Here is a 1,689-nt window from a genome sequence, read left to right as displayed (position 1 = left end):
ATCCTGAAAGCCGCGAGTGTCCCACAAGTCGATGCCGACGAAGGCGTCGTGATTGTTGATGTGAAAACTGGAAAAACACCCAAGGAGCAGTATCGGGACGATGGGATTTTCCTCGAAGGACAGTACTACAGTATGCTCTTTGAGGATGACTGGAACATAGCAGCTGTCGCCGGGTACTTTCCGATGAACGACGACTTCCTCGTCAGCGAACTGGATGACGAGCGCCGTTCTCGCATCGATAAGTACATCGAGGAAATGACAGCCGGTAACGATCGCGAGGACTTTCCTATCAAGGAACAACCATTATGTAAATGGGGAGAGGGTGACGATCAGCAGTGCGACTTCTACAACATCTGTAGTTCGCGCTGGGGGAAGTGTGGCGGTCCTGGTCCCAACTACGACTGAGAGAAAATGAGTCAAGTACAACAGACCCTATTCAGCGACAGCTATAATGATCCACACAGACCGCTTCTGAAGCGGTTGCGAAAAGTCGACGTCATCACGACGGTCAATGGAGGCACTGACACAGCGTATGCCGCAGCTCGCTCTGGCGTCATGGTAGGAATCCGCTCTAACTACCGCCGACCGCCTCGAGACGTTCAGATTGACTTCGTGGACTGGCCATTCACCGAGATAGACGGACCAGATGACGTTGAAGCGACCTTCGAACACCACTTGGAGGTAGTGAAGAGAGAACGTCCGAAGTACGCTGTGGCACCTGATATTGACGAGAACGTCGGCTACAACGAGGCCGTACGTTACGCAGTACTCCTCGAAGAGTTCTGTGAGACGGTCATCATGGTGCCGAAGAGCATTCATCCGCTCGACGTTCCCGATCGGTTCCGTGTCGGTATGCCGTGTCAGGAACGGTTCGGTGGAACGCCACACCCCTGGAGCGAGTACCGCGATTGTCGCGAAGTTCACGTCTTGGGTGGCCACCCAACGAAGCAGTTCCAGGCCGAGAAATACTACGTTCCCGTTCACTCCGTAGATACGGCTGTGCCGATCTCGAGGGCACGCTGGGGCGACGTCTGGTCGTTCTCCGACCGCAAGTTCTTGCGACAGAATCGTGGCTATTACGGTAGCATCCAGCGGAGCTTTGGGAATATCTGGACTGAGTGGAATGGAGTAGATGTCACGCTTGGTCGACGAGAGAGAATGAGATACAGAAAGCCCGTGAGTGCCTATGATCCCGCCCCCTTCCCGGACGAGACCCTGCTCGCACCCGGTGACGATGTTCCATTCCCAGGTCGCGTATGGCATATGGAGAATTAAACTATAGAGAACGTGACTGTCTGGATTAGCGGCAAGGTTATTACCAATAGAAATCTATTGGTGTCAGTTACTGGGGCAGCACGGTGTTGTGGGGACAACAGCAAATGACCGGGTTGCTCTGGTACGTGGATTCCCCATGGACAAGCGTAACTACACTCCACAGATCAAGGTAGCAGAAACTGAGCAGTTTCCCCTATCGCCTGGTCTTGCAGAACTATTGAAAGTGCTTTGTTGAATAGCTGCTGAATGAGGGTTAGAGTGGCTCACAGAGCTTTTCTATGTTGATGATGGCGAACATGAGGACGATTTCACGGAACTGTCGATACCAGCCCAGCGCTCGCACGGCATCGCCGAGCGAGCGCTTCGTCGTCGAGTACGAAGTTTCCGCCATCCAGCGCTGAGCGTAGCCTTTTG

The 1,689-nt window shown here is 53.6% G+C and carries 2 protein-coding genes and 1 pseudogene; 2 read left to right on the top strand and 1 reads right to left on the bottom strand.

The features are described from left to right. On the top strand, positions 1-405 hold a 405-nt coding region (locus RBH26_RS21245; RefSeq protein WP_306760363.1), incomplete at its 5' end, for a PD-(D/E)XK nuclease family protein. Between the two features lie 6 nt (positions 406-411). Beyond that, positions 412-1,275: a DUF6610 family protein gene (locus RBH26_RS21240; RefSeq protein ID WP_306760362.1), complete on the top strand. Its 864-nt coding sequence runs from the start codon at positions 412-414 to the stop codon at positions 1,273-1,275. A gap of 253 nt (positions 1,276-1,528) precedes the next feature. On the opposite strand, the pseudogene RBH26_RS21235 reads toward RBH26_RS21240, so the two are convergent. Further along, a pseudogene (locus RBH26_RS21235) lies at positions 1,529-1,689 on the bottom strand (IS5/IS1182 family transposase); the annotation flags it as partial.

Origin of the sequence: Natronolimnohabitans sp. A-GB9, assembly GCF_030848565.1 — an archaeon.
In the GTDB taxonomy this organism is placed as follows: Archaea; Halobacteriota; Halobacteria; order Halobacteriales; family Natrialbaceae; genus Natronolimnohabitans.
This window is presented reverse-complemented; position numbering and strand designations above follow the sequence as displayed.